This window comes from Paenibacillus sp. 2RAB27 (assembly GCF_052115445.1).
GTDB lineage: Bacteria > Bacillota > Bacilli > Paenibacillales > NBRC-103111 > Paenibacillus_E.
Genome location: NZ_JBFRGR010000002.1, coordinates 262,182 through 287,601 on the forward strand (window position 1 = coordinate 262,182; position 25,420 = coordinate 287,601).

The window sequence follows — 25,420 nt, forward strand, 5'->3', positions numbered from 1 at the left end:
TAGTAACTCTTTGATCAAAAAAAGAAGAACGTACATTATATAAACTGTGCGCCCTTCTAGTTGTCTTCGCCTATTACTTCGTCTTCCGTTCGTACCAGTAACCTGGGATTCCGCGTTCCATACGCATTAAGGCTTCCAAATAGTAATAATCGCCCCAAATCATATAGTCGTCCAAGCCGTTATTGCCTCTCACATGATAGGAACCGTGCTTCAGCAAGCCTTCCGCTTCTTCGCCAATGGTTGCATACGAGTTCACAAGGGAATTCATGGTTTGATTCAGTCCGTGCTGGATCCAGCTGCGATCTGCATCTTCTTCCGGAATAAGGTCTAGCAGTTCCAGCATTCCGCAAGCCGTGATGGCCGATGCCGAGCTGTCGCGACTCGTATTCGCTTCAATCGGCACGTTGAAATCCCAATAAGCAATATGATCTTCTGGTAAATGATCAAGGAAATATGTTAACAACCGTTTAGCCGTTTGCAGGAAAGCAGCATCTTTGGTGTAACGGAAAGAAAGTGCGAATCCGTAGATTCCCCACGCCTGACCGCGCGTCCAAGTCGAGCCATCTGTATAGCCTTGATGGGTGCCTCCGCCCAGCGGATCTCCGGTTTCCTTATTAAAATAAAACGTATGATACGAAGAATCATCGCCCCGCACCAGATACCGTCTGGACAGCTCCGCCTGCTTGTAGGCAACTTCCGCATATTTCGGTTGCCCCGTCACTTCAGTTGCCCAATATAGCAATGGCAAATTCAGTAAGCAATCAATAATGATGCGTCCGCCATTTTTCTCATCGTTTTCCGGACCCCATGCTTGCAAAAATCCGCCTTGCTCCCGCCATCTACCTAACAAATGATCCGCCGCTTGCAGAGCCAGATCACGAGCACGCTCGTCCTTCTCTACGATCCATCCGGCTAATGCCGATAGTCCGTACAAGAAGCCGATATCGTGATGCTCTAAGCAAATTTTCGCTTCCAGCCGCTGTTTAAAATCCGCTACTTGCTGCTTCGCTTGATCTTGGAAGAATGTATCATGACTGTACTCATAGCTCAGCCAAGTAAGACCTGTATGAAACCCTTCAATCCAATCTTCATTCGCAGACCAGGCATACCGCTTCTCATTGGTAATATGCGGAAAAGTGCCTGGATGCTGCTCCAAGTTCCGGCGAATTTTGCCGATTGCATCTTCAATTGCTTCACGCCACATCCCTGTCATCCTCTCTGTTTGCCCGTTCCCTCTTCGTTATGTCAACCCTCATCCCAGTTCAAACTTATCATTCGTACGATCTAACCAGCTTTGCAGTTCTTCCTCTAGTGACATCAGAAGCTCCGTCTGTGGCCGCTCGCTAAATAGGGCAGGGTTGAGTTGATAAGGGTCCTTTTCATGTTCATAAAATAAACGCTGCACTTCTGCGCCAGGCGCATACCCTCTATGCACGACATAGGTGTACTTGCTTGTGCGGATTCCCCGCCAGCCAAATCTCCGATTGTCTAAGCCAGCGGAAGCGAAGAGTTCAATTGCATCCTTCCTTCCAGGGAAGGCACAGATGAAGGCAGAAGAAATGTCAGAATGGCTCGTTCCAAGCAGATCACCGGACAGATCAAGTCCTTCAACTGACGTAGGCACCGGGATCCCAGCAAGCCCGAGTAACGTAGGCATAATATCCACACTGTTAAAAAGCATATCCGTGCTGCCCTGCCCAATCGTGCCTCTCCAGCTCATCAAACAAGGGATCGCAATGGATTCCTCATGCCAGGAATGCTTGGCCATAAGGCCGTGGGAGCCCATTAGCTCACCGTGATCCGACGAGAGCACGATCAGCGTGTTCTCAGCAAGTCCAAGATCTTGAATTTCCCTATAAATTCGGCCGAACTGCTCATCCATCCCAGACACAGCAGCGAAATAGTCACGGGTGTACCTGTGCAGCGCTTCATCCCCGCTCTCAAAAGGCTCACCTGTATGCGCTGCAAGCTGCTCCGAGCTCACATTCGGACGCAAGCTCAATTCCCGTCCACGATAGAGCTCCTTGTAGCGTTCAGGTACAAGTTCGAAGGGACTATGCGGCGGATTCCAAGAGACAAATAACGCAAACGGCTCTACGTTTTTTCCCATGCCTTTGGCCCGAATAAAGTCCAACGCCACATCGGTCTCATGCTCCAATGACCATTGGTCGACTTGAATCATCTCCGGCGTGTCTTTCCAATAATGCGGTTTCAGATGATGATCATACGCACCGTACGAATACCAGAAATCAAAGCCGTGTCGTTTGGGCCCTGGCGGTGTATAAGCATCCCACTCACGCGCACCAGATTCAGGCTCTGGACACCTATTCTGCTCAGGTAAATCCAAATGCCATTTACCGATATAACCAGTCTGATACCCCGCAGCCTTCAGCGCATCTCCGACACCTACCTCATCGGGACTCAGCATGACGTCCGCACCGATTTTACAGTTCGTATAAACCCCCGTCGATTGCGGATACTTACCTGTCATGAGCGCTGCCCTGTGCGGCGAGCATAATGGCGTACAAGAGAGCGCATGGTTAAATACCAGGCTCTCCTGTGCGAACTTGTCGATATTCGGTGTGATTACCGGATCTTCGCCAGTAAAACCAACAGCTTGCTTTCGCCATTGATCTGCAAAAATATAAATGATATTAGGCTTCATGTGGGGCTCACCCTTTAACCGCGCCTGCGGAAATCCCTTCGACGAAATGGTCTTGGGCCATAAAGTATATCAGAATGGTTGGAATAATGGCGCATACCGCTGCTGCCATCAACGGCCCATACTCCGTCGCATGCTCCGATTGGAAATGCTGCATACCGAGCTGGAGCGTAAATAAGCTATCCGAATTCAAGTAGATTAAAGGCCCGAGGAAGTCGTTCCACGCATGCATGAAGGTAAAAATCGTTAAGCTGGCAATCGCCGGTCGAATCAAGGGTAGAATGACCCGTGAATAAATGCCGAACTCGCTTAGTCCGTCAATTCTGGCCGCTTCTGAGAGTTCTTCCGGAATGGCCATGAAGAACTGTCTGAACAAGAACACACCGAATGGACTAAAAGCTCCTAGAAGAATCAGCGCCCAATGCGAATCGATGAGCCCGATTTTCTTCATTAACATAAATTGAGGAATCATCATGACCTGATACGGTACCATCATCGTCGCTACATATAAGAAGAACAATTTATCCCGTTCAGGAAATTTCACTTTGGCAAACGCATACGCAGCCGTGGAACATGTGATAATTTGCAGCAACGTGGTAAGCACGGCAATTTTGATCGTATTCAAGTAATAGGTGAAGAAAGGAAGCTCCGTCCATACTTTGCTATAATTTGACCAGTAAAAGTGGCTAGGTATCCACTGAATTGGGAAGCTGAATATTTCTGCCTCCGACTTCACGGATGCGGAAAGCATCCAAAGGAAAGGAACAACCATGGACAAGGCAACAGCGATAACAACGAGATATAACACTGTTTTTCTCACTACTGCGCCAAGCTGTGGACGCTTCGACAGCCTCATGGTTAACTGACTTGATTCTAATTGCATACTCATGCTGGCTTCTCCTTTCTCTAAAGCAATCCGCTCGTTAGGAATAGTTCACCCAACGTTTCTGTCCTCTAAATTGAATCAACGTAATAATGAGAATAATCGTGAATAACACGTAAGCCATCGCCGAGGCATAGCCGTATTCAAAGCGTTGGAAGGCCGTGTAATAAATGTCATAAACCAGCATGTGCGTTGAACGACCTGGTCCTCCTTTGGTCAAAACGAACACAAGATCAAACACTTTGAATGAATTGATGATCCCCATAATCACCGTAAAGAAAATGACAGGCGACAACATTGGCACTGTAATTTTGCGGAATTGTGCGACTTTGCCTGCACCATCGATTTCAGCTGCTTCATACAGATCCTTAGGAATCCCCTGCAAGCCTGCCAAGTAAAGTACCATGTAGTAACCGATGGAATGCCAGATACTGACGATAATCACGGAGACCAGAGCCCATTGTGTCGAAGCCAGCCACATAGGCGGATTATCGATCCCGATGCTTCTAAGAACCCCGTTAATGGGACCCATGGTCGGGTTATAAAGCAACTGCCAAACGACCGCGACGGCAATCGTTGCAGTAATGTGCGGCAGGAAAATCGCCGTTCGGAATATTTTAACGCCTCTCAACCCTTTATTGAGGGCGACTGCTGCCAAAATTGCAAGGAACAATGTAACCGGGACGGAAACAGCTGTCATAATTAAGCTGTTGAGCAGTGAGATACGGAATGTTTCATCACGCCATAAGTGTGTATAATTCGATATGCCAGCCCATTTAATTTCGCCAAACCCATTCCATTCTGTAAAGCTCATAAGGAAGGAAGCACACACTGGCAAGCAAATGAAAATTAAAAATCCAAGTATATTGGGAAGCAAAAATGTATACCCTGTCAACCGATTACGTCGTAATGCTTTGCTTTTAACTTTCATAGTACTTCACCCCTATTGAAGCAATCGAGCTCCACCTTCATTCGGCGAAGCCCGACTGTTTCTGTTCTATGACTTATTTCTTGCCTGCTTTGTAATCCTTGGCATATTTATCTGCCCATTCAGAAGCAACACGCTGACCGATCTTTTGAATCGCTTGATCGACGGTTTGAGCGCCAGTTAAGGCCATTTCACCTTCTTGCTTGTAGACGTTACCCACCAAGATGTTTTTCACACCAGGAAGCAGCGGATATTCCGGATATTCCTTCTGTTCAACGAAGTAATGGATGTTTTTAGGCTTCAAGCTGCCGTCGCCAATATAGGTCTTGCGAATTTCATCATTGATAAAGCCTGTTAGGAAGCCTTTTGCTGCAAATTGCTTTGCACCCTTTACTCCGGTCATGAATTGAACCACTTTAAACGCTTCTTCTTTGTGCTTAGAGTTTTTATTCACCATCAAGGATACTGGCGTGGCCAAGCTTGTATTGGCAGCAACGCCATCCGGATGCGGAACCGGAACAACGTCCCAATCAAAGCTGATTTTCTTCTCAGCTTCTGCTTGTCTGAGCTGCGCCACATGCCAATCGCCGATCAGATTCATCGCCACATTGCCCTTCTGGAATGCGGAATTATAATGAGCAGAAGTTGTAATTTGCTCTGCCCAGCCCATGATGGAGCCGTCTTTTTCCATATCCATCCGGAATTGAAGACCTTTCTTGAACGCCGATAAGTCTTTATCGATGATCGAAGCACCAGTTTGAACGCCTTGCATATACCACGTTTGTGCCCATGGATGTAAAAATGCGCCATAAATTTTGTTAGCGCCCTCACCTTTCGTCATTTTCTTCGCCAATTCACGGAATTCATTCCATGTCATATCTGTTTTCGGATAGGCGACGCCTGCTTGATCGAATAACGTTTTGTTATAGAACAGCATCCAGTTGGATTTACGGTAAGGAAGTCCGAATACCTTATCGTTTACTTTTAACGAATCGTAGAGCGGACCATAGCCAGATACGTCAATACCTGCTTTCTTTACATAATCGTCTAAAGGCTCTAAAATTCCTGTGTCCAAGAAAACATCCATGTTACCGCCGAACACATCGATATCCTCCCCGGTGGAGAGCTGCATGCGAAGCTTTTCGTAATACTGCGCTTGTGGAATCGTTTCGAATTGCACTTGAATATTCGGATTCTCTTTGCTAAAGTCGGCATAAGCCGTTTTAAACGTTTCCAAATCATCCGTAAGTACAGTTGCTTTCAAATTGACTTGTGCTGCTTTCGCATCCGGGGAAGTTGTATTTTTATCTCCCGTCGTTGTCCCAGCAGAGCCGCATCCTGCCAGCAATCCCATCAACAATGTGCCAGTCACACCAAGCTTCAAACTTTTTTTCATTGGACACTCACCCTTTTTTTGATATGATTTGTTTGCGTTTTCTTAATTTGAATTATACGTAGATGCCAAGGAGTCTGACAGGTGAATGTTTTATTCCCCCCTTTGGCTGCTGAGAAGGAAGTGACCCCATGCTGTTCGTTACGTTAGTCCTGCTTATTTTCACCATTTTATTCACATACAAAAAACTAAACCATGCGTCAACCCGCTTCATGTACGGCATTATTATCGGTTGGGTACTTTCATTCGTATCGTTCACGTTATACCTAAGTAAATTTAATTACTACTTCAATGTCATTCACAGTTTCTTTGATTTCAGCCCTGGCACATGGAATTACTTGGTTCTGACCAAATTTAACCCCAATTGGCTCATTCGCATGCTGAACGTCGGCGTAGGACTATTCTACTGCTCGCTGCTTGGCTTTGCCATCGCCTTCACCCGCAGTCTTAGCCTTTCAAAGCAGCGGTTCGTTTATGGCGGCATCTCACTCTTTTTTATCATCGAGACGGCTTATTATGATCCCGCTTTTCATCTTGTACTCAGCCATTGGATCAACAGCCTGCTGGTCTTGAACACGATCGAAAATGTCTTAATGAGCCTTCGTTACCTCATACTTTTTGTTGCTTTTGGCGTGCTCATCAACTATTATTTGAATTATCCGAAAATTAGGTTTATCAAAAACTTAACATTGTATCATGTTCTACTCTTTATTCCGCTCGTTGTGATCCATTTATTTATTTTCTCATGGGCCCCGAAAGTATTGGTCAAGGAAACGTATTTGAAAGGATATTTCAACTATCTGCAGCCACCCCTTGGCTATCAGTCGATCTTACTACCTGTATTTCCTTTTGCCATTTATTTAACACTAATCTTGATGATTTACCTGGTGTACAAATTTAACTCGATTGAGAATTACCGCAAAAACCGCGATATTCAAATCAATAAAAGCATCGACACGGCTACGCTCGGAACGCGTGCTTTTACACATGCCCTCAAAAATCATCTGATCGGCATACAGTCCGAAGCGACCTATCTGAAAGAACGCCATCAGGCGGACAGCGAATCCGTATATAGTCTTGACCTGATCTTACAATCGTCGCAGTCGGCACTCACCAGTATTAACGAAGCCGCAGACAAGTTGAAAAATATGAACCTGAATCTCCAGCCGATGTCCATCGATCTTCCGGTTGGGCAGGCTATTGCTCGGTTAAGCGAACAAGCTATTGGTTGCCAAGTCGACTATGTGCCTGACCTACTACCCGCTACTAGTTATATAGATTCCAGCCATTTGACTGAAGCCATCTATAACCTGCTCCTCAATGCCAGCGAATCCCTGCAGTTCCGGGATGACGGCCGCATTGTAGTCGAACGGAGTCAGCAGAACGGCTGGGCGACTATCCGGATTGCCGATAATGGCCCTGGCGTTCCCGAGGAGCATCTGGAGGCGATTTTCGATCCTTTTTTTACCACGAAAGCATCGGTAAACAACTGGGGGATCGGCTTGTCCTACTGTCATAAAATCATCCTAGGCCACGATGGCAAGATTGTCGTAGAGAGCAAGAAAGACGTTGGAACGACCTTTACGGTGTTCCTGCCGATTATCTAAAGAATTAGACAGCTGACGAAAGGGAGGACTGCACAATGACACAACAACCTATCCGTATTCTCATCGCCGATGACATGGAAGCCCACCTCAGAAGGCTGGAAAGGACATTTGCCAAACATGATGAATTTGCCTGTGTGGCGCGTGCTTCATCGGGACATGATGCGGTAATTCAAGCAGCGCTTCATCAACCAGATGTGATTCTCATGGATATCGAGATGGAATCCCAGTTTGCAGGTATTCAAGCGGCGAAATTAATTAACGAAAAATACCCTCGGATGAAAATTATTGTACTCACCGTTCACAAGGACGAGAACTTTATTTTCGCGGCCTTCCAGACGGGCATCACCGACTATTTGCTCAAAAATGCTGCTGATGTCGAGATCATGGAAGCCGTGCGCTCCGCCTTCGTGAATGCTTCGCCTATCCGCCCGATGATCGCCGAGAAGATACGCGAAGAATTTGTTCGTGTGAAGCGAGTTGAGAGCTCCCTGCTGAATGTTATTCATATCATTTCGGAGCTTACACCCAGTGAATTACAAGTGCTAAGGCTGTTATGCGAAGGCAAGAAGCGGAAGCAAATAGCCGAAGAACGCTGTGTGGAGTATGAAACGATCAAGAAGCAGATCAATTCTATTCTGAAGAAATTCCAAATGCCCGATTCGACGATGGTTATCCAAACGATTAATGATTTGCGCATTTTTGAAGTTATGAAGAAGCTTTAGGGGTACCCGCGCGCCTACTGAATCGTGATATCTCTTATAATCTCCGGACCTTGCCGAAGATACGGAACGTGGTTCCCTTTCACAGCACTTTAGTCCTGGCAAGCGCGAAATCTATTAAGATGGGACGGCTAGTCCCTTACCGCGCTCACCCATCAGTACAATGTTGGATAACAACGGACTTAATGGACCAACGTGTCGCGCTCCCGTTATTAGGTTTAATCTAAAAAAGAACCCAGCCAATGAGGCTGGGTCCACAAGAATTTCCTCTTTAGCCCAATGCCCCATAAATCGCTGCTCGCAATCGGGGATGAATGTAGGGCTCAAGGCTTGGAATCATCTGCTGCATGTACACGACGGACAGTTCTTCCTTCGGATCAATCAACAAGTACGACCCAGCAAGGCCCGCCCAGCCGAATTCACCAATGGAGCCGTTGATGCCACCGGCTGCAGGATCGTTCATGACACGGACGCCTAAACCATACCCATAACCACGCAACTGCTGCCAGTTATAATCCTTAAGCTGCTGCGGACTTAAATGATTAGTCGCCATCAATTGAATCGTCTTCGGACTAAGAATCCGCACCCCTTCATACTCCCCGCCTTTCGCGAGCAGCTGAGCAAACCGGCTGTAATCCCCAATCGTCGAAAGCAGGCCAGCTCCGCCGCTTTCATTACGGCATCCGGCTTGGTAACGTGAGTCCATCCTTGTTGTCGGCTTAAGCGTGCCGTCTTCTGCACGATCGTAGATGGCGCAGAGACGATCCCGCTTGTCCTCCGATATTCGGAAAGATGTGTCTGTCATCCCTAGCGGATCAAAAATTTCCTTCTGCAGAAACTCTCCGAGTGTTTGTCCAGACAGAACTTCGATCAATGCGGCTAAGACATCGTGACTTGAACCATACTTCCAGCGTGTGCCAGGATCGAAATCCAGCGGAACGGACGCCAATGCTTTGGACAAAGACCGCATATCCTCTGTCGCATTCTCGTTCTCCATGATGATGCGGGTTTTCCGTTCGGTCTCCGTGCCGTCTCCACCGTAGGTAAGTCCTGAGGTCATCGTGAACAGATCTTTGATGAGAATCGGACCCGCTGCAGGAGAGATAGACTTGGTGCCATATTCGTTATCTCGGTGCACCTGCTGATTTTTGAACTCCGGCAGGTAGTCCTCCAATGGATCGTTAAGTAGATAAAGCCCTTTCTCATACAGCATCAGTGCCGCTACGCAAGTGATGACCTTCGTCATCGAATAGATCCGATAGATCGAGTCTGGCGTGATCGCTTTCTTCTTCTCCAAATCCGCATAACCTAAGGTTTCGTTGTAGATGACTTCTCCTCGCTGCACAACGGTACAGGCGCAGCCCACCGGTCCCTTTTCCATAATACTTTTAAGAAGTGGCGTCAATCGTTCTTCAAGTCGTTTACTTGTGTTCATTTTTGCTATTCCCTCCTAGGAACGTTTTTCCACCAAAATCAACTTACTTCGACAACAACAAAATTTCCTCAGCTGTTAATGCTTTATTACCATCGCTATACACTTTCGATAATTGCCATATTTTTCATTCTAGCTTTTTTTGGTTATGGCTACAATTCTAAGTTTTCAATCTTGTTTTTAAAGGTGTACCTAATCGCAACACGTGTTTGCAAGTTTAGTGAGGCAAGTGTGTAAGATAGTTGTACTAACTGGAAAACATACAGCTATTTACGAGAAATTCCCTCATAAATTCGATTTAACTGGAAAACATGTAGGTAAAACTGCCTCTTTTGTTCAAATCGTGTTAAATGGTTACGATTAACTACAGGTTTTCCATCTATTCTGCTTTTGCTCGGAAAATCCCATTATTTAACTGGAGAAAATCCATCTATTCATCTGGCGCACAGGGGAATTACGTAACTCCCATCCCATTAAATCACACGCATGTTTCACGCAGCCGATCAGCCATCCATAGATATGTCGTCCATAAATCACTCACTGGCTCATTCGTAAGGGGATTGTCGGCATGTAGCCTGGCGGACCAAACTCATGTGAGACTTGAGGGCGCTGCAATCTCCTTATTTGGAATGGCCCTTCGGTTTCTTACCGCTCCATCTTTCGTCTACCTTCTCGTTCATCGACTGATACCTCGCATCTACACTGATCCGGTATTGATTCGTCGTATTTTCGAGAGAACAGTGCATCAAGAACATACCGAAAATGAGCACATCCCCTGCCTGAAATTCCGTCGTTGCCCATTTACCACCAAATTTCTCCGTTATGAACAGCGGATCGTCCGTATAGTGATTAACCCCATCACGATCAGAATCCTTGGAGCCATAGGATGCCTTCAATTTCTCGAAACGATGTGAGCCGAGGCAAATGGCTAGACCGCCCATCTCATAAGGTACGTCTCCCAGCGGGGACCATACCGTATAGACATTCTGGGTTCCTCTCCCCATATACACAATATCATAGTGCGCCCCTGTAAAATCACCTTTCCCAACGGCTCGCAGCCACTTATAGTGATAGGTTAACGATTTGTCTCCAAGAAACTCATCAAAGAAGCGCATAATATGGTCGCCATTCAAGACGTTCAAGAGTGCAGGCAAATCTTCATTCGTGCCCCCCATGAAAATGGTTTTGCTGCCATCGGCCATCACACCCTCTTCAAGCTGTGTGTCGCGATCTAGTTTCCCCATCTGAGCCATCTTCTCCAAGATACTCTTACGAGCTTCCAACACCTTGTCCCGATCATGGAATCCGCGAATAAGTAAGTACCCGTCCTCCTCCATTCGCTCACGCAAAGCTCTTATATCATGAATAATATCATTGGAACTTCTTAGTTCAGTTAAATGCTCTCCATGCAATTCTAATTCGCGGTTGCCTACCTTCACTAACATGTGGATCCACGCTCCTCGTTGTTTCTTACTTATAGTCTAAGTATAGGAGGAAAAGATGGTTCTAACCATGGATTTGCGTTATCATTTCATGTATAATCGTACAACATCAATCAAATGGAGGTCACTACCATGACTTTTATCAACATCCCCTACGAGTTAGAAAAGAACGACGTTCCTACACCCGTACTTCACTCCATCTGGAAGGTTCGTGCTGACAATAGCTATGAAGTATTACAACGAGAGGGCTTTCAATTCCCAGGATTATTTATCACATATAATGGAAATGGCAGCATACGAATAGCCAATCGGACGTATGAGCTGGATAAAAACACCTTTTTCTTCGTGGAGAGCGGCATTCCTGCCATGTACAAATGTGTGAATAATGATTGGAAGTTTTATTTTATAGATTTCAGCCAACTGAATATGACCCGAAATCTAAAGCTTCCGATAAGGGAAGTTATCTCTACTGGCAAAATGGCAGAAGCCATACAATTATGCGAACGGATGATTGACAGTTTGATTGTTCAACCTCTTGGCCACGCGTATGCTTCCAACATCCTCTTGCAAGAAATTATGTTGCTGTTTACAAGGGAACATTCCGTGGTTGGACATACCTATCATACGGAGCTCAACCAAATCCTCATCTATATCCATCGGAATTTGGACAAACAGATTCGAATTGAAGACCTGCTCCAACTTAGCGGATGGTCACGGACGACCTTTTTCACCCGCTTCCGTACTCTGACAGGCCTGTCGCCTACCGATTATCTACTAAAACTAAAGCTAGCGTCTGCGAGAGTTGCTCTCGAAACCACTAGCTTATCATTGAAAGAAATTGCAGCCAAGCTGCATTTTTATGATGAGTTTCACTTTTCCAAGCTATTTAAGAAAGCATTCGGACAATCTCCCAGCACGTATCGTAAGCTGAAAACAATGACTACTGAAAACTCTTAATGCTCCACAGTCCACTACCCGTTCATCAAACTCTCCCGATACAGCTTCGGGCTGTATCCCGTCGTTTTCTTGAACATTCTGCTGAAATGCTCGACATTCAAATACCCGACCGTTTCAGCAATATCCGTAATTTTACTGCCCTTCTTTTTCATTAACCGTTTCGATTCCTCAATGCGTAAATTGGTTAAATAGTGGATAAAATTACAACCGACCTCTTTGGTAAACTGCTTGCTTAAATAGCCTTCGCTAACCCCAACCATTTCGCTGATCAACGTGAGGTTGACGTCCTCCGTATAATGGAGATCCAGAAATTGCTTGGCTAGTGTGACGACACCGCTATAGTTAGCCTCTATCGTCATGCCGTGAATGTGTTGAAATAACTGACTGCACAGGCGCTGCAGCCAGGTTTTCGTTTCATCCAATGTCTCCAAACTCTTCATATATTCAAAAGGATGCTGGAGTTCTTCGTCGAGGTCATCCCAACGAATCCCTTTTCGATACAGCAGCCCGCCAAGCTCCCAAAGCAAATCCTCAAACGCGGTGTGGACATCTTGCGGTCTCCAGCCCCATGTTTGCCCAAGCAGCAGCTCCATCTGCTCAAATTCCTTCGACCATAACTGGGCGTTACTTTGCTCTAGCAGCTGTGCAATGCCTGCTCCTGTTGATTTCAACGCAACCTGCAACTTACGGGCATGCTCAATTCCGCTCTCAGCACCGTACTTCCCCAGCTCCATACAGCTTTCAGGATAGAACACTTTATTAAATCCGGCAAAATAACTCATGGAGGCCAAATGGGCTGCTTGCTGATACAACCGGAACCAAACCTTCATGCCGTTTGCTAGATCGCTAATCCCAATCGAGACGGACACATTGACATATTGATTGAGTCGCGTTTGAATCATGGAGAAGGCAGCCTGCACTTTTTCTCGAATCATACTTTCACTTCGAAATGCTGCGAATGAACAGAATAGTACATATTCGGACTGGCTCTTCCCATATAAGAGATGCTTCATTGACATGGCGTCCAGAACAGTTTGCACAGACTGCATGATAAACCGCTGCGTCTGACCATCTCTTAAGCTTCTCCCTGTCCTTGCCCCCTCAGATGAGCCTTGCGAAATGGTAATCACGGCAACCAACTGATTCGATTCTTCGAGCCACTCTGTGATACCAGCCCCTGCAGCAGCATAGGCTGATACATCCTGCTGTGGATTGATGGATATGAGCTGCCGAATGGATTCACCTTTCCGGTCGATCTCTTCATCCATACGTTCGACAACAGACGTTGACGTCTCCTGCGTTCGAAGCTCATTGAGTGCCTTCAAAACAACAGGAACGAGGTGTTCCTCATCCATATCCGACTTCACGATGAAATCAATTGCGCCAAGCACGAAGGCTTCTCTGACATAACTATACTCGCTGTAGGCACTCAGCATGATGGCAACAGGTCTTCGCTTCTGTACAATTGCCGGATGCGCTCGCAGCAGCTCAATGCCGCCCAGTCTGGGCATCTCAATATCAAGCAGCATCAGATCGATATCGCCGTGCTGCTCCAGAATAGCCAGAGCTTCCATACCATCGCCCGCTTCAATAACCACCTGGATGCCCATGCTATCCCAGTCGATCATATGTTGAAGCGCTAGACGAACAAGCGGTTCATCGTCGACAATCATCATTTTAAACAACCTGTCCATCCCCCATCCGTGAAGTTGATTCCTTCGTATTTATCCTTTCACCGCGCCATCCATAAGTCCTTTAAAAATATACCTTTGAAAAACGATATAGAAGATGGCACTCGGCAATAAAACGATAATAATACCTGCACAGAGCATAGACAAGTCTGAACTGCGTGTACTCACGAATGAAGTTAAGGAAGTAGCCAGCGTCGCCAGTTTCTTGTCAGGCATATATAACTGCTGAACGAAGATATCATTCATGATCGTTACACTTTTTAGAATCGCCAGTGTTGCCGTTGCAGGCAGCAGCAGCGGGAAAATGATCGAGCGGAAGATTCGAACATAAGAAGCACCATCCAGCATAGCACTCTCATCAAGCTGTACCGAAATCTTTTCGAGAAATTGCATGTAAATGTAAATCTGCATAATATCCGTTCCAATATAAATAAGAAGCGGTGCCCCGAGCGTATTATAAACGCCGATTGTATGCAAGAGCTGAAAGCGGGCAATTTCTGTCGTGTAAGCCGGAATAATCATCGCCATCATGAAAAGGAGGAGAATCCACTTTTTCATCCGGAACTGAAACCGATTGAGCACAAATGCGGTCATCGTCCCGAGCAGCATATTGCCAAGCATACTCAACACGACAAGCAGGAACGAGTTACCAAGCCCGCGAATCATGTTGCCTTCTTTCAAAGCACTCACGTAATTGTCGATATGAAAAAAGCTCTTCGGAAGCGAAAACGGCGACGTTTCGGCAAGCTCCAAATTCGTTTTAAAAGAACCAAATACAACGAGTAAAATAGGTACGAATATCAGAATAGCCATGAGCGAAAAAAGCATATAGTACACGATATTAGCAGCTACACGCTGTTTGCTCATCGATCGTGTACGGCTTGGCAGCGGCTGCTTTCTCATTGGTTCAAGCGAAAGTGCACGTTCCATGCTAAGCCTCACTCCTGTCTTTCACGATCCATGCTTGCAACGATGAGAAAATAATTATCATAAGTAAAAGAATAACTGCCATCGCTGAGGCCAGACCGTAATTGTTGTAAGTAAATGCCGTTTGGAGTGAAAAGAGTCCAAATGTGCTGCTTGCACTGCCTGGACCGCCGTTCGTCATAACCAGCGGAATGTCATACTGCAGAAGGGCTCCAGATACATTCATGAACAAAATAATTTCGATCACACGTCGGATACCTGGGAGCGTTACATACCTTTGCTGCTGCCAAAAGTTAGCCCCATCAATTTCTGCCGCTTCATACAGATCTTTCGGAATCGATTGCAGTCCAGCTAGAAACAACACGATATGCACGCCGCTGTAACGCCATAAAGAAACAACGACCAAGGAATAATTCACGATCTTCGCATCGCTCAGCCAGCTTTGAATCCATGATTCAAGCCCCATCGCTTTCAAAAGCTCATTCAATGGACCGTTGATCGGATTATAAATGTAGCTGAACATATATGCTACCGCGATACCATTGATAATGTAAGGCATCAACACCGAGAAGCGGAAAAACGCACTCCCTCGCAGTGCTCTTGTTAAGAGAACAGCCATAATGATTTCAAGCGGGATGGCAATGGCATGTAGCATAAAATACGTGACGTTGTTTCGAATGGCATGCCAAGCTTCAGGGAAATCAAACAGCATTTGCTTATAATTGTTCAAGCCAATGTACTTAAAACTTGGGCTATACCCATCCCAACTCGTGAAGCTGTAGCGAAACAACTGCAAAGTCGGATAGATCAGAAACAGAAGCAAAAGCGCAACAGGTACGAATAGAAACGAAACGATGACGACTTTCTGCTGCATGCGATAATTCATATAATCACTCCTGTATACAAGAGAGGGCACTATTCCAATCGCTCAGATAGTACCCTCTATGTAATTACCTATTTGTTCGATTCAACCGCTTTCTTCCACTTGTTGTTCAGTTCTTTCTCCAAGGTGTCGATCGGTTTACCCGCGTATATTTCCTGCGCAGCTTTTTTGAAATCAAATTGTGCCGCACCGCTCACTTTGGCAAAGCCTTCATCCGTTGCTGAGTAGATAAATGGTTTAAACGGATACTTTTCTGTCCATTTGTTAAAGAAAGGAAGGTCCGTACTCACACCATTGATCGTTGAAAATTGTTGCGCCGTATTAATGAAGGATTGGTACACATCTTTACTGAACATCCAGTCGAAGAATGCTTTCGCCTCTTCTACATTTTTACTGTTTTTGTTAATCCCGATATTCATATCGGATACGGTCATGGATGTTAGTGGCTCGCTTTCTGTACTGCGGAAAGGAAGTGGGAATACACCAAGGTCTTCATCCGTTTTTACTTTCGTCGCGTAGTCTCCGTAGTACCATTGACCTGCTGCGATCATTGCTGCTTTTTTAGATTCAAACAACTGTGTGGACTGATCAAAGGATATGGATAGGGCATCTGGTCCTGCCAACTTCTTTGTGGACATTTCTTTGATGATCTTCCCAGCTTTATCAAATGTACTGCCCTCTCCGAACGGCTCTGGCGTCTTGGCTAAATTCGCTAAGTAGTTCTCATCCCCAGACAGAATGTGAGGGCCGAACTCCATGAATGGATAGAACGTCCAGTCTTCCTTGCCGCCAATTGCGATAGGTGTATATTTACCATTCGTTTTAATTTTCTCCATCGTAGACAAGAACTCTGGCATCGTTTTCGGCACGTCCAAGTTCAACTCTTTGAAGATACTTGGGTGAAAGTAGACAAATTCCGAGAAAGAAACAAGCGGTGCACCTAATATTTTCCCATCAATTTTCGCTGGAAACTTATTATTCTTCGCCCCTGCTAAGTCATCGAGTGGAAGAAGGGATTGTTTGTAAATTTGCATATGCGCAGGTTTGAGGTAGAACAGATCTGGCAAATCATTAGCAGCTAATCGTACCTTCAAGTATTGACCGCCGTTATCTGGCACCATCTCAATATCTACGGTCACGTTCGGCTTCAACTTCGTGTATTCCTTCACTTTGTCTGTCCAGAACTTCAGGTCGCCTTTGGCATCCCACATCGCAAGCTTCAACTTAACGGGATCCGCTGGTTTTGGCGTCGCTGCCGCCGCTTTGCTTTCGGCTGGTTTGACTGAAGCAGCTGCGGGTGTTGCCGTATCCTTGGAGCATCCTGTCAATGCACTCAGCATAACAAGTCCGCCCACTAGCATCGTGCTTACTAATTTACTTTTCCCCATTCTTGAAACCCCTCCAATGAATGTTTCGTTATTTCGGTTAGTTGTTTAACCTGTCTTTATCATACACGGGATGAAAACGTATCCAAATGATCTTTTCGGCTATGAAGTTGATCTTTTATGAACTGCATTAAGCTTCCAACTGAAGCGGACGCTCTTCTTCCTGATCACGATGAATAATCGGTATTTTCATCGATACTTTCGTTCCTTTAGGTTCATTTACTGTTAAAATAATGCCGTAATCCTCGCCATGGTGCAGTTGAATCCGGTGATGGACATTCGCAACGCCCATGCCTGTAAACGTATGGGGACTGCGCCTAGTGCGGAACTTCTCTAGTTGCTCATCTGTCATCCCCTCGCCATTATCGGAGATCACAATGTGCAAGCTTCCTTCGTGAATAGAGGCTTGGATCACGATTTTACCACTTGTTTCTTTGCCAGCCATACCGTGTACAATGCTATTTTCCAGAATCGGTTGAATGAGCAGCTTGAGTAAATACTTCGATTCTGCCCGTGGATCGATATGCCATTCAACTTCAAATTTGTTACCGTAACGAATTTCCATGATGTAGAGGTAATGCTTTAAATTAGCGATTTCATCGGAAAAACGGATAAGCACGCCGCCTCGGTTAAATGAGGAGGATACGAGACGCATCAGAGCATTGGTCATGTTACGGATGTTGTCCGCCTTGCTGATCAGCGCCATTAGCTTGATGGCATTCAATGTATTTATAAGAAAGTGCGGATTAATTTGCGACTGCAAGGCAGCAAACTCTGCTTTGCGCTTCGCTTGCTCTTGTTCCTCTCGCTGCCGCAGAAGCAGCTTAATTTGATCAAGCATATGATTGAACGTTCTGCCCAGCGCTGCCATTTCGGCAATTTTAGAAGTCCCAATCTTGGCGTTCAGCTCCCCTGCCATCACGAGGGACATTTTACGAACTAATACGTGAATAGGCCTTGTTAAACTGTGAACTAAATAAAAGGAAATCAACAGAAACACAACGATAACCGCGACGGTTGCGAATAGGACAAACTTAAAAATACGTTCATAATTGGCCGTTACCTTACTGTAAGGTATCTCTTGAATCGCTTTCCAGCCTGTATCGCCAACGCTTGCATAAGTTACTAACATCTGACGATCACTAACCTGATCGATAAAATGTCCTTCTCGCGCACCTCTGATTTGTTCCAGCTTTGCCGGCGTTAAGCTCGCTTGGTCCCAATTGTAGCTGGCTGTGACCACTTGGCCTTCCTTGCTGACAATGACATAGGTGGAATCGTCGTTGGGCTGCTGCCTTAAGATCTTATCGAACGCTTCCTCATTCAGTGAAAAATAAATCATTTCGACGTTACTTAGCGTATGGTAGTCACTGGGGGCAATTGCCGCTGCTACAGCTAAAGGTACAGTCACACCATATAAGAGGGTTTGCTGAAGACTAAGAAATTGAACATTATCTTTTTGCTGTAGTAATTTCCGATACCAAGCCTCTGAACGCAGCTCCCGCTCGTCCTTGGTCAAGTTCTGCTTAAATGAATACACACCGCCATCTTTATAGAAAAAGTGGATCGCCAACAGCTGGCTGGACATCGAGTAGGTGTATCTGCTTAGCGCAAGTGACAACTCGTTAATATACTTGAACCGATCACTCTCATCTGATTGAGATAAAGCGGTTGCAGTTGATAAAACATCTCGATCCACACCGACTGCAGCAGCAGCGTATTCAATTTTACTGATCTCCTGCTGGGCTGAATAGGTGACCGCATGGAGGGTTTGCAGGGTTCGCTCCGTTGTTTGCTGCAGTAAATCACGTTTGTATACCTGAAGAATCATGGTACTGATCGTCACAATCGGAAAGACAACCATGACGACTAACAAGATATGGAGAGTCACTGAAAATGACCATGGTTTAGCAAATAGTTTCAACACTTTCACCCCGTAATTTCAAATAGGAAATAGGACTTCGTAGTCATAAATTCGGTCCATTTAGGACGATGTCCTTTAATTGTAAAACGACAATATTTGCAAGCGTTTACAAGTATGAGAACACCAAATAACACCAGTTACTCAGAAAATTATAGCTTCTGTTATGGCGCACTTTCATGATCTTTTTTGTTCTAAACATGATGATTTCGGATCATTCAAAATTCACACGATCCTACGGTCATCTCTACTAGATCCAACTAATGTTATTTCATGATTGAATTGTAACAAACGAATAGTTGAATAATAAGGAATTCATTTTCGACTAGAGCAATATAATTAAGTAAGACAACCATTATTAATACATAAATGGCTTTGGTTTGTACAAAAAAATCGTTGATTTTTTCCCAAAGTTCATTGTATATTAATTATAATAATTATTATTAAGAAATTAATTTAATTTGATTGGAGAGGTAGAAATGAACCCAATGGATACTGCTAACTCAGGAAAATGCCCGTTCCCTCATGGAAATGGAAGCGCTACTAGTCACAAATCTAGTGGTACGACGAATAAAAACTGGTGGCCAAATCAGTTAAATTTGAACATTCTCCATCAACATGACCGCAAATCGAACCCTCTTGGCGACGAGTTTGACTATGCCGAGGAATTCGGAAAATTAGACTACCCTGCGCTAAAACAAGATCTTCGTGATCTTATGACGAACAGCCAAGATTGGTGGCCAGCCGACTTCGGACATTATGGTCCCTTCTTTATTCGAATGGCTTGGCACTCCGCAGGGACATATCGTACAGGTGATGGGCGCGGGGGCGCTGGAACCGGCAATCAGCGTTTTGCTCCACTGAACAGCTGGCCTGATAACGGCAACCTAGATAAAGCGCGTCGACTCCTGTGGCCGATCAAGCAAAAGTATGGCAACAAAATCTCATGGGCAGACTTGTTCATTCTAACCGGCAATGTGGCTATTGAATCGATGGGCGGCAAAACATTTGGCTTCGGCGGTGGCCGTGCGGACGTATGGCACCCAGAAGAAGACATCTACTGGGGTGTAGAAACCGAATGGCTGGGAGATAAGCGTTATACAGGCGATCGCGAGCTTGAGAACCCACTTGCTGCCGTTCAGATGGGACTTATCTATGTGAATCCAGAAGGTCCGAACGGCAAGCCAGATCCGCTTGCCAGTGCGCGCGACATCCGCGATACATTTAAACGGATGGGCATGAACGATGAAGAAACCGTTGCCCTCGTAGCTGGCGGACATACATTCGGCAAAGCCCACGGTGCAGGAGATGCGGCACATGTAGGTGCAGAGCCCGAAGCGGCTGCTATCGAAGCACTTGGCTTAGGTTGGATCAGCACACACGGCTCCGGTAAAGGCCGCGATACCATCACAAGCGGTATTGAAGGTGCTTGGACAGCGAATCCGACACAGTGGGACAATGGTTTCTTTGAACTTCTGTTCGGATATGAATGGACACTGACGAAGAGCCCTGCAGGCGCACATCAGTGGACACCCATCAATCCTGCTGAAGTGCATCTGGCTCCAGACGCGGAAGATGCCTCTATTCGTGTGAAGACCATCATGACTACTGCGGATATGGCCTTGCGTGTGGATCCAGCATATGAAGCCATTTCTCGTCGGTATTATGAGAATCCGGAAGAATTTGCAGATGCGTTTGCTCGTGCATGGTTTAAACTCACGCACCGGGATATGGGGCCTCTTGCCCGATATCTAGGACCGGAAGTTCCTGAAGAAGTTCTGATCTGGCAAGATGCTGTGCCGGCTGTTGCCTACACATTAACAGACGCTGATGTTGAAGATATTAAAACAAAGATTCTAGCTTCTGGCCTTTCAGTCAGTGAGCTGGTAACGACAGCGTGGGCTTCAGCCAGCACATTCCGTGGTACGGACATGCGTGGCGGCGCCAACGGTGCTCGCATTCGGCTTGCCCCACAGAATGAATGGGAAGTGAATCAACCCAATCAACTAACCAGAGTGCTTACCATTCTTGAGGGCATTCAAGAAGACCTGGATGTCGAAGTGAGCCTCGCTGATCTGATCGTACTTGGTGGCAGCGCCGCGGTGGAAAAAGCTGCACGTGATGCAGGCTTTCAAGTAACGGTTCCCTTTACGCCTGGACGCGGTGATGCTACAGAAGAACAAACCGATGCAGAAAGCTTCGCGGTCCTAGAACCAATCGCTGATGGTTTCCGCAATTATCAGAAGAAGCAATATCGTGTTAGCTCAGCAGAGCTACTCGTCGATAAGGCACATCTGCTTAACCTAACTGCACCAGAAATGACAGCCCTTGTTGGCGGCATGCGTGTGCTAGGTACGAATTTCGGCGGCACCAAACATGGCGTATTCACCGACCGTGTAGGTACGCTCACGAACGACTTCTTTGTTAACTTGCTCGATATGGGCGTACAGTGGAACCCTGTAGGCGATGATGTATTTGAAGGACGCGATCGCAAGACAGGTAAAATCGTTCGTTCTGCAACGACAGTTGACCTCGTCTTCGGTTCAAACTCCGTTCTACGTGCCATTGCAGAAGTTTATGCGCAAGATGATAATAAAGAAAAGTTCGTGCGCGACTTCATAGCTAGCTGGGTTAAGGTCATGAATGCTGATCGTTACGACTTGAAATCATAACTTCATCTTATCCAAGTAAAGCAAAAGAGCCGTATATCTCATGATATACGGCTCTTTGCTTTACTATCCACATACCTGCTATTATCATCACAAACATTTCCTATCTCAATGAACCAAACGCCCTAGCACGCATTACGTAGCCGTGACCCATGTCACGTCTTTTTTCAATAAATACTCTTCCCATTCCTTCGGTGCTGGGACATCGCTGACGATAATATCAACATCTTTCATATCCGCTATTTTATAAAATTGGACAAGCCCAAATTTGGAGTGGTCTGTGACGATGATCGTGTGCTTGGACTGTTCCATCATTTTTTTGGCTAATTGACCACGTTCTTCATCAAAGCCTGTAATGCCTTTGTTCATCATGATGCCATCAATCGAGATGAAGGCTTTATCCGCATAGAAATTCTCCAACATTTTTTCGGCTAATGATCCTGATACACGGGATTGCACGGAGCTCACTTTGCCGCCGATAAAGAAAATATCGCCTGAGAATAACTCTTTATTTTTATAATCAATAAGAAGATAAAGCGCAGGGACAGAATGGGTCAATACGGTAATATTTTTCTTATTCAATAAATAATCAATCATAGGAAGCGTCGTTGTGCCATCATCGATGAAAATAATATCATTGTCCTCGACTAACGTGGCCGCTGCTCTGCCGATTTTCCGTTTCTCATCTGCGTACAGCACTTCGCGCTTTAATTGAGAAGGTTCTTCACGCGAAAGGTTGATCTTCACCGCACCGCCATATACTCGCTTTAGCTTGTTCTCATCCTCCAGCTCCTCCAAATATCGACGAATCGACTCCGAAGACACACCAAGACTCTCGACCAATTCATTTGTCTTTACTTTGCCTTCCAGATTCAGTTGGTTAAGGATATAATCCTTTCGCTCTTCACCAATCAAAGACATAACGTGTAACCCCCATTTTTATTGCGTTGTAGTGTAATTATATGGTTTTACTTGTGAGTTTGCCAAGCTGCCGTTCTTCTCTTCACTTTCTTAAGCAAAAGCTCATACGCAAAGCGGATAATGATATTCGTCATCACAATTAGCATGGACATCGCAGCTGCTGCCGCCACATCACCCGCATCTTCCATGCTCACTAACGCTACCGCGGCCAAATTCATATCAGCAGAACGCAGAAACACAACGGCTGAAACGGTTACCATCGAGTTTACGAAGAAGTACATGGCAATTTCCACAATAGCTAGTAAGCACATCGGTACCGTAACCTTCAGGAACGTTTTGTAAAAGGGGACCCGCATCGATTCGGAAACGAGTTCGAATTCTTTATCCAGCTTCTTGAGTGCTGTCGTTGCCGTAATGAACGGGACGCCATAGAAATGAGTAATATTAGCCATCACGATAATCGCAATTGTTCCATATATCCAATTCAACGGATTGGAGGGGTCATTGAAAAAGAAGATATAAGCTAGACCAATAACCATACCAGGGAGCGCCAGAGGCAGAACGGATAAGAAGTAGCCCACTTGACGCAAACCTTTCAAATACCTTGTTTTCTCAATCAAATAAGCAAAAACGAACGTAACGATGGTACCCACAATCGCTGTAAGGAACGATACCTTCAAGCTGTTCCAGAAGGGGTCAAGACCTGAGCCTGCAACGGTTGAAAAATCATAATGCTTCAAACTGAAGCTGATATTGTAAGGCCACACCTTAATCAGTGAAGCAAATAAAATCGTACATAGGGGGATCAGGATGGCAATCGTCATCATCCAACAAAACACACGATACGACCGGTCACGCCATTTCCCCTCCGGAATTTGATATGGTGTTGATTTGGAGGAGGTCATTGAGCGTTGCCTTCGATCCACGAATCGATCAACTGCAAATGCGATAAATGCCGGAATCGTTAGTAGAATACCTACCGTTGCCCCCATTGACATGTTCTGCTGACCGATAACCTGCTTGTAAATATCAGTAGCCAGTACGTTAAATTTGCCGCCAATCGCTTGCGGTGCACCGAAATCGGTAAAGCATGCTGTGAAACAAACGAAAATGGCACTGATCAATCCGTATTTAACGGAAGGCAAAGTGACGGTCATAAAGGATTTCAGTTTACTCGCACCAAGTGTCTCCGCTGCCTCATATAACCGCTGATCCGTGATCGATAACGCCGTGATAAAAATGAGAAAGGCTTGAGGAAATAAGTAAATCACTTCCGAGATTACGATCCCGATAGGTCCGTAGATCGGTATTCGCATCTCTGGCAGCAAGCCGAAGAAACCAGTACTTACAAGACCTTGATTTCCGAACAAGTAAGTCAAAGCAATCCCATGCATCATGGTTGGTTCAAAAAGCGGTAACAACGCGATGTAGTGAAGAAAGCTTTTGCCGCGTATCGCAGTCCGGCTGATCCCATACGCATACAGGAATGCGAGACCGACAGCGATGGTTGTGGATAAAACCGATACCCAAATCGTATTCACTAATGATCGTGCCAAAGCTGGCGTAGAGAAATAGGTAATGAAATTCTTGATACCAATGAATTCCGCTTCTTTATTGAGAAATGCTTTGCTAAATAATAAGAGAAGTGGGATTAGCGTACTTATGGAAAGGGTAATAACGAGCACAACGATCAGCAGGTTTTGTAGCGTAAACAGCTCGCTCCAGTTGCGACGATGTGTGGGATTCATGATGACAACTTGCTTCTGCATTACAGACTCACCACAGCTTCCTTGCCAAAATTAATCAGTTTCTCCTGTGGAAACTCGATCGTTACCTTAACATATCTCTTCAGCTTTAACTGCTGTGCGACATGAGCAGATACGTCAACTGTCAGCTGCTGTCCCTCTTCTGCACCACTAAAGTCTACAACTGGTTGTAAGAGCACTCGATAAAAAGCGCCTCTGAACTCAATATGCTTCACGATTGCCGGAATACCCTGCATCGAACCATAAGCGGCGATACGAATATGCTCCGGCCTTACTGCCATATTCATCTGGTCTTCACCCAGAAAGTTAATCGAACCGATAAAATCAGCGACGAACGGCGAGCTTGGTTCGTTATATACTTGTTCTGGCGACCCGATCTGCATGACTTCTGCATTCTTCATAACGACGATGCGATCCGCCATCGTGAGGGCTTCTTCCTGATCGTGGGTCACCATAACCGTCGTAATCCCAAGCTTATCTTGCAGTTCGCATATTTGCTCACGGAGCTTCACACGCACCTTCGCATCTAAGGCAGATAAGGGCTCATCCAGAAGCAGGAAGTCTGGCGATAGCACAATCGCACGGGCGAGAGCAATCCGCTGTTGCTGCCCCCCTGACAACTGGGAAGGATAGCGATCGTGAATGTGAGTCAAATCTACGAGGGACAGCACTTCTCTGACCTTCTCGTCGATTTCTTTCTTCGAGAAATGCCTTCCTTGCAGCCCATAGGCGACATTCTGATAAGCCGTCAGATTTGGAAACAACGCATAGGATTGAAACACCATGCCGAAGTTTCTTTTTGCAGGAGGAAGTGTCGTAATATCTTTCCCTCCAACGGTAATACGGCCATGTGTTGGTTTCTCGAGACCTGCGATAATACGCAGTAGTGTCGTCTTACCGCAGCCGCTTGGGCCGAGCAGGCAAATGAATTCATTCTTTTGAATATCAATATTAATCTCCTTCAACGCCGTGAAAGAGCCGAAAGTTTTATGGATACTTTGTATGGATAGATAAGCTTGTGACATCATTGTCCTCCTCATTTCTGGTTAGTTTAAGTATACTTTGATAGTGTCAACGCTTTGTTAAAGGATTGTACATATTGTGTAATTTGTTGGTTTATCTTGGTTTTCAACTCATTTCACACCTTAAAACCAATTAAAGCCTGCTGAAGCTGCGCGGCCATGCCATGAAGGGTCCGTGAGGAATTACCTATAAAAATAAAACAGCTGGCTGC

19 protein-coding genes are annotated in these 25,420 nt (G+C 45.6%); 4 read left to right on the top strand and 15 right to left on the bottom strand.

What is annotated here, in order from left to right:
• Nucleotides 1-73: 73 nt before the first annotated feature.
• From AB4114_RS03920 to AB4114_RS03940, 5 genes are all read right to left on the bottom strand, one after another.
• On the bottom strand, nucleotides 74-1,204 hold the full coding sequence (locus tag AB4114_RS03920; RefSeq protein ID WP_441987237.1) for a glycoside hydrolase family 88 protein: 1,131 nt from the start codon (nucleotides 1,202-1,204) through the stop codon (nucleotides 74-76).
• Nucleotides 1,205-1,252: 48 nt separating this feature from the next.
• Nucleotides 1,253-2,665, bottom strand: coding sequence for a sulfatase family protein (locus AB4114_RS03925; RefSeq protein ID WP_441987238.1), 1,413 nt, complete (start codon nucleotides 2,663-2,665; stop codon nucleotides 1,253-1,255).
• Nucleotides 2,666-2,672: 7 nt separating this feature from the next.
• Nucleotides 2,673-3,551, bottom strand: coding sequence for a carbohydrate ABC transporter permease (locus tag AB4114_RS03930; protein ID WP_441987239.1), 879 nt, complete (start codon nucleotides 3,549-3,551; stop codon nucleotides 2,673-2,675).
• A 34-nt stretch (nucleotides 3,552-3,585) separates the two neighbouring features.
• A complete protein-coding gene (locus tag AB4114_RS03935; RefSeq protein WP_441987240.1) occupies nucleotides 3,586-4,476 on the bottom strand; it encodes a carbohydrate ABC transporter permease in 891 nt (296 codons plus the stop codon).
• Between the two features lie 73 nt (nucleotides 4,477-4,549).
• Nucleotides 4,550-5,869, bottom strand: coding sequence for an ABC transporter substrate-binding protein (locus tag AB4114_RS03940; RefSeq protein ID WP_441987241.1), 1,320 nt, complete (start codon nucleotides 5,867-5,869; stop codon nucleotides 4,550-4,552).
• Nucleotides 5,870-5,997: 128 nt separating this feature from the next.
• Between AB4114_RS03940 and AB4114_RS03945 the strand changes: the two genes are divergently transcribed.
• Nucleotides 5,998-7,473, top strand: a complete 1,476-nt coding sequence (locus AB4114_RS03945) for a sensor histidine kinase (RefSeq protein ID WP_441987242.1) — start codon at nucleotides 5,998-6,000, stop codon at nucleotides 7,471-7,473.
• Nucleotides 7,474-7,508: 35 nt separating this feature from the next.
• Nucleotides 7,509-8,195 (top strand): response regulator transcription factor, encoded by a 687-nt coding sequence (locus tag AB4114_RS03950; RefSeq protein ID WP_441987243.1) that lies wholly within the window; start codon nucleotides 7,509-7,511, stop codon nucleotides 8,193-8,195.
• Between the two features lie 268 nt (nucleotides 8,196-8,463).
• On the opposite strand, the gene AB4114_RS03955 is transcribed toward AB4114_RS03950, so the two are convergent.
• Together AB4114_RS03955 and AB4114_RS03960 are read right to left on the bottom strand one after the other, a co-directional pair.
• Nucleotides 8,464-9,627, bottom strand: coding sequence for a serine hydrolase domain-containing protein (locus AB4114_RS03955; protein ID WP_441987244.1), 1,164 nt, complete (start codon nucleotides 9,625-9,627; stop codon nucleotides 8,464-8,466).
• Between the two features lie 617 nt (nucleotides 9,628-10,244).
• A complete protein-coding gene (locus tag AB4114_RS03960) occupies nucleotides 10,245-11,069 on the bottom strand; it encodes a phytanoyl-CoA dioxygenase family protein (protein WP_441987245.1) in 825 nt (274 codons plus the stop codon).
• 129 nt (nucleotides 11,070-11,198) lie between these two features.
• Between AB4114_RS03960 and AB4114_RS03965 the strand changes: the two genes are divergently transcribed.
• Nucleotides 11,199-12,023, top strand: a complete 825-nt coding sequence (locus AB4114_RS03965) for an AraC family transcriptional regulator (RefSeq protein ID WP_441987246.1) — start codon at nucleotides 11,199-11,201, stop codon at nucleotides 12,021-12,023.
• 14 nt (nucleotides 12,024-12,037) lie between these two features.
• Here the strand turns inward: AB4114_RS03965 and AB4114_RS03970 are convergent, their stop codons facing one another.
• The 5 genes from AB4114_RS03970 to AB4114_RS03990 form a co-directional block, all read right to left on the bottom strand.
• Nucleotides 12,038-13,699, bottom strand: a complete 1,662-nt coding sequence (locus AB4114_RS03970) for a response regulator transcription factor (RefSeq protein WP_441987468.1) — start codon at nucleotides 13,697-13,699, stop codon at nucleotides 12,038-12,040.
• Nucleotides 13,700-13,747: 48 nt separating this feature from the next.
• Complete coding sequence (locus AB4114_RS03975; protein WP_441987247.1) at nucleotides 13,748-14,644, bottom strand: carbohydrate ABC transporter permease; 897 nt, start codon at nucleotides 14,642-14,644, stop codon at nucleotides 13,748-13,750.
• 1 nt (nucleotide 14,645) lies between these two features.
• Nucleotides 14,646-15,527, bottom strand: coding sequence for a carbohydrate ABC transporter permease (locus AB4114_RS03980; protein ID WP_441987248.1), 882 nt, complete (start codon nucleotides 15,525-15,527; stop codon nucleotides 14,646-14,648).
• A gap of 68 nt (nucleotides 15,528-15,595) precedes the next feature.
• Nucleotides 15,596-16,912, bottom strand: coding sequence for an ABC transporter substrate-binding protein (locus AB4114_RS03985; protein WP_441987249.1), 1,317 nt, complete (start codon nucleotides 16,910-16,912; stop codon nucleotides 15,596-15,598).
• A gap of 127 nt (nucleotides 16,913-17,039) precedes the next feature.
• The gene (locus AB4114_RS03990) at nucleotides 17,040-18,833 is read right to left on the bottom strand and encodes a sensor histidine kinase (protein WP_441987250.1); all 1,794 of its coding nucleotides are present in this window, start codon (nucleotides 18,831-18,833) and stop codon (nucleotides 17,040-17,042) included.
• A 476-nt stretch (nucleotides 18,834-19,309) separates the two neighbouring features.
• Between AB4114_RS03990 and katG the strand changes: the two genes are divergently transcribed.
• A complete protein-coding gene (katG, locus tag AB4114_RS03995; protein ID WP_441987251.1) occupies nucleotides 19,310-21,502 on the top strand; it encodes a catalase/peroxidase HPI in 2,193 nt (730 codons plus the stop codon).
• 132 nt (nucleotides 21,503-21,634) lie between these two features.
• On the opposite strand, the gene AB4114_RS04000 is transcribed toward katG, so the two are convergent.
• Genes AB4114_RS04000 through AB4114_RS04010 form a run of 3 tightly spaced genes read right to left on the bottom strand, consistent with a single transcriptional unit; the run spans nucleotide 21,635 to nucleotide 25,211 of the window.
• The gene (locus AB4114_RS04000) at nucleotides 21,635-22,420 is read right to left on the bottom strand and encodes a DeoR/GlpR family DNA-binding transcription regulator (RefSeq protein ID WP_441987252.1); all 786 of its coding nucleotides are present in this window, start codon (nucleotides 22,418-22,420) and stop codon (nucleotides 21,635-21,637) included.
• 47 nt (nucleotides 22,421-22,467) lie between these two features.
• Entirely contained in the window at nucleotides 22,468-24,168 is a 1,701-nt protein-coding gene (locus AB4114_RS04005) for a putative 2-aminoethylphosphonate ABC transporter permease subunit (RefSeq protein ID WP_441987469.1), read from the bottom strand.
• Between the two features lie 20 nt (nucleotides 24,169-24,188).
• On the bottom strand, nucleotides 24,189-25,211 hold the full coding sequence (locus tag AB4114_RS04010; RefSeq protein WP_441987470.1) for an ATP-binding cassette domain-containing protein: 1,023 nt from the start codon (nucleotides 25,209-25,211) through the stop codon (nucleotides 24,189-24,191).
• Nucleotides 25,212-25,420 lie beyond the last annotated feature (209 nt).

Coding starts and splice junctions, on each gene's coding strand:
- AB4114_RS03920 (WP_441987237.1), bottom strand. CDS start 1,204: ATGTGGCGTGAAGCAATTGAAGATGCAATCGGCAAAATTCGCCGGAAC.
- AB4114_RS03925 (WP_441987238.1), bottom strand. CDS start 2,665: ATGAAGCCTAATATCATTTATATTTTTGCAGATCAATGGCGAAAGCAA.
- AB4114_RS03930 (WP_441987239.1), bottom strand. CDS start 3,551: ATGAGTATGCAATTAGAATCAAGTCAGTTAACCATGAGGCTGTCGAAG.
- AB4114_RS03935 (WP_441987240.1), bottom strand. CDS start 4,476: ATGAAAGTTAAAAGCAAAGCATTACGACGTAATCGGTTGACAGGGTAT.
- AB4114_RS03940 (WP_441987241.1), bottom strand. CDS start 5,869: ATGAAAAAAAGTTTGAAGCTTGGTGTGACTGGCACATTGTTGATGGGA.
- AB4114_RS03945 (WP_441987242.1), top strand. CDS start 5,998: ATGCTGTTCGTTACGTTAGTCCTGCTTATTTTCACCATTTTATTCACA.
- AB4114_RS03950 (WP_441987243.1), top strand. CDS start 7,509: ATGACACAACAACCTATCCGTATTCTCATCGCCGATGACATGGAAGCC.
- AB4114_RS03955 (WP_441987244.1), bottom strand. CDS start 9,627: ATGAACACAAGTAAACGACTTGAAGAACGATTGACGCCACTTCTTAAA.
- AB4114_RS03960 (WP_441987245.1), bottom strand. CDS start 11,069: ATGTTAGTGAAGGTAGGCAACCGCGAATTAGAATTGCATGGAGAGCAT.
- AB4114_RS03965 (WP_441987246.1), top strand. CDS start 11,199: ATGACTTTTATCAACATCCCCTACGAGTTAGAAAAGAACGACGTTCCT.
- AB4114_RS03970 (WP_441987468.1), bottom strand. CDS start 13,699: ATGATGATTGTCGACGATGAACCGCTTGTTCGTCTAGCGCTTCAACAT.
- AB4114_RS03975 (WP_441987247.1), bottom strand. CDS start 14,644: ATGGAACGTGCACTTTCGCTTGAACCAATGAGAAAGCAGCCGCTGCCA.
- AB4114_RS03980 (WP_441987248.1), bottom strand. CDS start 15,527: ATGAATTATCGCATGCAGCAGAAAGTCGTCATCGTTTCGTTTCTATTC.
- AB4114_RS03985 (WP_441987249.1), bottom strand. CDS start 16,912: ATGGGGAAAAGTAAATTAGTAAGCACGATGCTAGTGGGCGGACTTGTT.
- katG (WP_441987251.1), top strand. CDS start 19,310: ATGAACCCAATGGATACTGCTAACTCAGGAAAATGCCCGTTCCCTCAT.
- AB4114_RS04000 (WP_441987252.1), bottom strand. CDS start 22,420: ATGTCTTTGATTGGTGAAGAGCGAAAGGATTATATCCTTAACCAACTG.
- AB4114_RS04005 (WP_441987469.1), bottom strand. CDS start 24,168: ATGAATCCCACACATCGTCGCAACTGGAGCGAGCTGTTTACGCTACAA.
- AB4114_RS04010 (WP_441987470.1), bottom strand. CDS start 25,211: ATGTCACAAGCTTATCTATCCATACAAAGTATCCATAAAACTTTCGGC.